The sequence below is a fragment of the Pseudoalteromonas sp. BZA4 genome, assembly GCF_040104395.1.
Classification (GTDB): Bacteria; Pseudomonadota; Gammaproteobacteria; order Enterobacterales; family Alteromonadaceae; genus Pseudoalteromonas.
Genome location: NZ_JBECOT010000108.1, coordinates 1 through 6,053, shown reverse-complemented (window position 1 = coordinate 6,053; position 6,053 = coordinate 1). Strand labels below are relative to the sequence as shown.

Below are 6,053 nucleotides of genomic sequence, written 5' to 3'. Positions count from 1 at the left end.
CAGCTATCAGCTATCAGCTATCAGCTATCAGCTATCAGCTATCAGCTATCAGCTATCAGCTATCAGCTATCAGCTATCAGCTATCAGCTATCAGCTATCAGCTATCAGCTATCAAAAACATAAAACCTGAGAAATGAATGTAAAGCTATTGCTGCTCAAAAACACAAATAACTGAAACACCCTCTCTATTTGCTAAAAACTGACGTCTGAAAGCTGACAGCTTTTAATAGATCTAAAAAGCATACAACGTTACTACTGTTCAAAAACACTAATAACTGAACCATCCTCTCGATCTGCTAAAAACTGACGGCTGAAAGCTGACAGCTTTAATAGATCTAAAAAGCATACAACGTTACTACTGTTCAAAAACACTAATAACTGAACCACCCTCTCGATCTGCTAAAAACTGACGGCTGAAAACTGACAGCTCCAAAAACAAAAAACCGCTGTAGAGACCAAGCAACTACAGCGGTTTTTACGAAATCAAAGCCGTTAAAAATTAATGCTCTTCATTAACGATATTGAGATTATACTTTGGAATTTCAACCACTAAATCTTCATCTTTGATCACCGCTTGGCAACCAAGGCGTGACTCTGGCTCAAGACCCCATGCTTTATCTAGCATATCGTCTTCAAGCTCATCACTCTCATCTAAAGAGTCGAAGCCTTCACGAATGATTAAGTGGCATGTAGTACACGCACATGATTTTTCACAAGCATGTGGAATGCTAATACCATTTTTTAGTGCAACATCTAATACCGTTTCACCTGTAGGAGCTTCAATAGCAGCGCCTTCTGGGCATAACTCTTCGTGTGGAAGAAAAATAATTTGTGGCATACCTTACCTCGTTAAACTTCGTCTACTGACTGCCCTTGCAGCGCTTTTTTGATTGATGCATCCATTCTGCGAGCAGCAAATTCGCTACTTGCATTGTCTACAGCTTCAATCGCTGCTTTAATTTCTGCAGGTGTTGTTGCACTTTCGCGTACGGCAACAAGTTTAGCAATTTCTGCTTTTAACGCACCTAATTCTTGTTCATCAAGTAATGCACTGTCGGTTGCCAGTGATGCTTCAAGCGCTTCAACAACACGTAACGCTTCAACTTGCTGTTCTTTCAGCATACGCGCTTGCATATCGTCTTTTGCATTAGTCATTGATTCTTTTAGCATGTTTGCAACTTGGTCGTCCGATAAACCAAATGATGGTTTGACCTGAATTTCAGCTTGCACACCGGTTGATTTTTCCATTGCCGATACACTTAATAGGCCATCAGCATCTACTTTAAAGGTTACGCGAATGTGCGCAGCACCAGCAGCCATGGCCGGAATACCTTTTAAGCTGAACTTAGCCAGTGAACGACAATCGTCAACTAACTCACGCTCACCTTGTAATACATGCAGTGACATTGCCGTTTGACCATCTTTGAAAGTGGTAAACTCTTGTGCACGTGCTACAGGGATCGTGGTGTTACGTGGAATGATTTTCTCAACTAAGCCACCCATGGTTTCAAGACCTAGCGACAGTGGTAATACGTCTAATAGCAACATGTCTGAATCTGGCTTATTACCAACCAGTACGTCTGCTTGTAATGCCGCACCGAGTGCAACTACGCGATCTGGATCAATTGAAGTCAGTGGCTCTTTATCAAAAAATGCAGCAACTTGAGAGCGTACAATTGGCATACGAGTCGAGCCGCCTACCATTACAACTTGTAGTACCTCTTCGTTCTCGATACCGGCATCTTTAACCGCTCGGCGACAAGAGCGTAGTGTTTTCTTAACCAGGCTAAGAGCAAGCTCATCAAACGTTTCGCGGGTAACTTCAACCTTGTGGCTTTGACCATCAAACTCTAAACCAACATTTACAGTTTGGTATTGGCTTAGCGCTTCTTTACACGCTTTTGCTTTATTGATGAATAAACGCAATACCGATGCAGAAAGCTCGCTCACACCCGTTTGTTTTTTGAAGTAATCAACTAGTAGCGAGTCAAAATCGTCACCACCAAGGCTTGAGTCACCGCCAGTCGCAAGTACTTCGAATACGCCTTGGTGTAAACGTAAAATAGAAATATCGAAGGTACCGCCACCTAAATCGTATACGGCAATAATACCTTCTTGGCCTGAATCAAGGCCATAAGCAACAGCCGCAGCCGTTGGCTCGTTTAATAAACGTAAAACCTTGATACCAGCAAGCTCTGCGGCATCTTTAGTGCTTTGACGCTGCGCATCATCAAAATAAGCTGGCACAGTAATAACCGCGCCTAAGATGTCTTGGCCTGCAAAGCTGTCTTCTGCACGTAATTTTAATGCTTTTAAAATTTCACTCGATGCAGTAACAGGGCTAATTGCACCCGCAACCGTGCTGATTGCTAATGAGCCATCATGCTCACAAAATTCATACGGCAGTTGACCATAGCTTTTTTCGATTTCAGCCTGAGTTTTACCTAAAAAACGCTTAACCGAGATTAGTGTGTTTGCAGGGTCTTGAGTTGCAGCTGCAGCCGCTCGTTCACCAACCACAATGCTATCTGCTTGATATTGAACAACCGAAGGTAGCATCGCATTGCCTGCTAAATCAGTCAGTGTACGCGCTTCGCCGCTTTGCACTGTTGCAACTAACGAGTTAGTTGTACCAAGGTCAATACCGACTGCTAATTTGTGCTCATGTGGTGCCGCGCTCTGCCCCGGCTCAGCAATTTGCAATAATGCCATAATGCTCTTTTTAAACTCTTAAATAGCTGTTGTATAACAACTAACGATTAATCATCAAATAAACTGTCTTCAATACGCTCTAGTTCATCGCGTAGCTTATAAACAAACTTCAATTTACGAATATTATCAGCGGCAGCTTGCCATTGTTGCTCATCATTACTTGCCAGCTGAGCGGCTAATTCACTGCTGTATTGTTTATCGAGCTGTTTAATTTGCGCTTCAAACTGGGCAATTGCTGCATCAGGATCTGCGGCATTTTCAAGTTCTTCTAATTCTTCACGCAGCTCCATTTGCTGCATTAAGAATAGCGGGTCTTGTAATGTTTGTTGCTCGGCGCGAATATCAACACCAAGCTCGCTTAGCATGTACTCAGCACGTTTTACCGGGTGTTTTAAGGTTTGTAATGCATCATTGATTTCTGCTGCATTTTGCACAGCAAGTAATTTATCACGGCTGCTAGAGCTTGCGTGGCGATCTGGGTGAACTGCACGTTGCAGCTCAAGATAGTGTTTATTAATAGTCGCTAAATCAATGTTGTAATCTACTGGAATTGCAAATAACTCAAAGTAACGCATTACATAATCCAACTCGGTAAACAGGAAAGAACAAAGCCCTACATAGGCAGGGCTTCAAGCAAAGAAAGTTTTATAAGCTTAAACGGTGAAGCTTTCGCCGCAACCACACTCATCGGCTTGGTTCGGGTTATTAAACTTAAACCCTTCGTTCAAACCTTCTTTGGTGTAATCAAGCTCAGTACCATCAATGTAGACTAAGCTTTTGGCATCAACGATTACTTTCACACCACGGCTTTCAAAAATTTCGTCGCCGTCTGCTAACTCATCAACAAATTCAAGAACATAAGCAAGACCTGAACAGCCCGTCGTTTTAATGCCAACGCGTAGGCCAATGCCTTTGCCGCGATTTGCTAAAAATGATTCTACGCGGTTTGCTGCCGCATCTGTCAATGTCACTGCCATGAATTTATCTCTTACTTCGCTTGTTTGCTTTTGTAGTCAGCAATTGCTGCTTGAATCGCGTCTTCTGCTAAAATTGAACAGTGAATTTTCACTGGCGGTAATTCAAGCTCAGCACTGATATCAGTGTTTTTGATTGTTGCAGCTTCATCTAATGTTTTGCCTTTTACCCACTCAGTTACAAGTGAAGAAGAAGCGATTGCGCTACCACAACCATATGTTTTGAATTTTGCGTCTTCAATTACACCTTCTGGTGATACTTTGATTTGCAATTTCATTACGTCACCACATGCTGGTGCACCCACCATACCTGTTGCAACTGACGGATCATTTTTGTCTAAAGCACCCACGTTACGTGGATTTTCAACATGATCGATTACTTTATCACTATAAGCCATAATACTATCCTCACTACCTGCTAGCGGCGGCGATCACTGATTAGTGATGCGCCCACTCAACTGAATCTAAATCAATACCTTCTTGATGCATTTCCCATAGAGGAGACATCTCACGTAAACGGCCGATCGAGTTTTTGATTAGTTCAACGGTGTAATCAATCTCTTCTTCAGTCGTAAAGCGGCCAATGCTGAAACGAATTGAGCTGTGTGCCAACTCGTCATTACGGCCTAATGCACGTAGTACATAAGAAGGCTCTAAGCTTGCTGAGGTACAGGCTGAACCTGATGAAACAGCAATGTCTTTAACAGCCATTAATAACGACTCACCTTCAACAAAGTTGAAGCTGATATTTACAATACCTGGAACTGAGTGACTTGGTTCACCATTGAAGTAAACTTCGTCCATATCAGCCATGATGCCATCAATCAGACGCTTACGAAGTGCGCTGATGTGTGCATGGTCTTTTTCGAAATCTTCTTTAGCGATTCTAAATGCCGCACCCATACCAACTAATTGGTGAGTAGCTAGTGTGCCTGAACGCATACCACGCTCATGACCACCACCGTGCATTTGCGCTTCTAAACGTGCACGTGGCTTACGACGAACATACAGTGCGCCTACACCTTTCGGGCCATATACTTTGTGGCCAGAGAACGACATGAAATCTACTTTTAACTGTTGCACGTCGATAAGTACTTTACCTGCGCTTTGTGCAGCATCTACGTGGAACATAATTTTGCGCTCACGGCACATTTCGCCGATTGTCGCGATATCTTGGATAACACCTAGCTCGTTATTTACGTGCATTACGCTCACAAGTACTGTGTCGTCACGCATTGCAGCTTCAAGCTTTTTAAGGTCAAGTAAACCGTTTTCTTCAACGTCCATATAGGTTACTTCGAAACCTTGACGCTCTAGTTCACGACACGTATCAAGCACTGCTTTGTGCTCTGTTTTAACAGTGATAACGTGCTTGCCTTTCTTTTTATAGAACTGCGCAGCACCTTTAATTGCTAGGTTGTTTGATTCTGTAGCACCTGAAGTGAAAACAATTTCACGCGGGTCAGCGTTGATCAGATCAGCAATATCTGTACGCGCTTGATCAACCGCTTCTTCTGCTTGCCAACCAAAACGATGTGAGCGTGATGCAGGGTTACCAAAATTACCGTCCATAGTCAGGCATTGCATCATTTCTTTTGCCACACGTTCATCAACAGGCGTGGTTGCTGCGTAATCTAAATAAATCGGTAACTTCATTTCTCTCTCCGCTTTCGTCAAGCTACAGTTGACAGCTTACTTGAATGTTTTCCAGTTGCTTAATTGCATTGTTGATGCTGTTATCTTGGCGCGATGCGACTTCTTTCACATCAGACTTTTCCACCAATTCAGCAAGGGTAATACTATTTAAAAACTCTTCGATACGTGCGCTTAAGTCCGACCATAAGGTATGAGTCAAACAACGCATGCCGCTTTGGCAGCCACCCGTTGCATTGTGGCAACGTGTTGCATCAACAGACTCATCAACGGCGTTAATCACATCGCCGACAGAAATTTCGTTCGCTTCTCGACCTAGTAAATATCCGCCACCTGGGCCACGCACAGAGGTCACAAGGCCGTTTTTACGTAAACGGGCGAATAGTTGTTCAAGGTAAGATAACGAAATCTCTTGGCGTTCAGAAATATCGGCAAGAGGCACTGCACCCACATTTGTATGTAGTGCAACATCCAACATGGCGGTTACTGCGTATCTGCCTTTTGATGTTAACTTCATGGAGCCCCCGATGTTACTGCACGCTAAGGTGTGCAAATTTTAATTACCAGACCAAAATAGTCAAGTATTATATAAGCTATAAGCTATAAGCTATAAGCTATAAGCTATAAGCTATAAGCTATAAGCTATAAGCTATAAGCTATAAGCTATAAGCTATAAGCTATAAGCTATAAGCTATAAGCTATAAGCTATAAGCT

7 protein-coding genes are annotated in these 6,053 nt (G+C 42.9%); all 7 read right to left on the bottom strand.

The features are described from left to right. Nucleotides 1-499: 499 nt before the first annotated feature. Nucleotides 500-838 (bottom strand): ISC system 2Fe-2S type ferredoxin, encoded by a 339-nt coding sequence (fdx, locus tag ABMY41_RS21240; RefSeq protein WP_054552505.1) that lies wholly within the window; start codon nt 836-838, stop codon nt 500-502. An 11-nt stretch (nt 839-849) separates the two neighbouring features. Then, the gene (gene hscA, locus ABMY41_RS21235) at nt 850-2,712 is read right to left on the bottom strand and encodes a Fe-S protein assembly chaperone HscA (RefSeq protein ID WP_063529989.1); all 1,863 of its coding nucleotides are present in this window, start codon (nt 2,710-2,712) and stop codon (nt 850-852) included. A 47-nt stretch (nt 2,713-2,759) separates the two neighbouring features. After that, entirely contained in the window at nt 2,760-3,287 is a 528-nt protein-coding gene (gene hscB, locus ABMY41_RS21230) for a co-chaperone HscB (protein ID WP_054552503.1), read from the bottom strand. 78 nt (nt 3,288-3,365) lie between these two features. After that, a complete protein-coding gene (iscA, locus tag ABMY41_RS21225; RefSeq protein WP_054552502.1) occupies nt 3,366-3,689 on the bottom strand; it encodes an iron-sulfur cluster assembly protein IscA in 324 nt (107 codons plus the stop codon). An 11-nt stretch (nt 3,690-3,700) separates the two neighbouring features. After that, nucleotides 3,701-4,084 carry a Fe-S cluster assembly scaffold IscU gene (gene iscU / locus ABMY41_RS21220; protein WP_054552501.1) on the bottom strand — a complete coding sequence of 128 codons (384 nt, stop codon included), beginning with the start codon at nt 4,082-4,084 and terminating at the stop codon, nt 3,701-3,703. A gap of 40 nt (nt 4,085-4,124) precedes the next feature. Next, a complete protein-coding gene (locus tag ABMY41_RS21215; protein ID WP_054552500.1) occupies nt 4,125-5,342 on the bottom strand; it encodes an IscS subfamily cysteine desulfurase in 1,218 nt (405 codons plus the stop codon). Nucleotides 5,343-5,364: 22 nt separating this feature from the next. Then, complete coding sequence (gene iscR / locus ABMY41_RS21210; RefSeq protein ID WP_054552499.1) at nt 5,365-5,856, bottom strand: Fe-S cluster assembly transcriptional regulator IscR; 492 nt, start codon at nt 5,854-5,856, stop codon at nt 5,365-5,367. Between the last annotated feature and the right edge of the window lie 197 nt (nt 5,857-6,053).

Excerpts from the sequence above, each read along its gene's own strand:
- hscB (WP_054552503.1), bottom strand. The coding sequence starts at position 3,287 with ATGCGTTACTTTGAGTTATTTGCAATTCCAGTAGATTACAACATTGAT.
- iscU (WP_054552501.1), bottom strand. The coding sequence starts at position 4,084 with ATGGCTTATAGTGATAAAGTAATCGATCATGTTGAAAATCCACGTAAC.
- iscR (WP_054552499.1), bottom strand. The coding sequence starts at position 5,856 with ATGAAGTTAACATCAAAAGGCAGATACGCAGTAACCGCCATGTTGGAT.
- ABMY41_RS21215 (WP_054552500.1), bottom strand. The coding sequence starts at position 5,342 with ATGAAGTTACCGATTTATTTAGATTACGCAGCAACCACGCCTGTTGAT.
- fdx (WP_054552505.1), bottom strand. The coding sequence starts at position 838 with ATGCCACAAATTATTTTTCTTCCACACGAAGAGTTATGCCCAGAAGGC.
- hscA (WP_063529989.1), bottom strand. The coding sequence starts at position 2,712 with ATGGCATTATTGCAAATTGCTGAGCCGGGGCAGAGCGCGGCACCACAT.
- iscA (WP_054552502.1), bottom strand. The coding sequence starts at position 3,689 with ATGGCAGTGACATTGACAGATGCGGCAGCAAACCGCGTAGAATCATTT.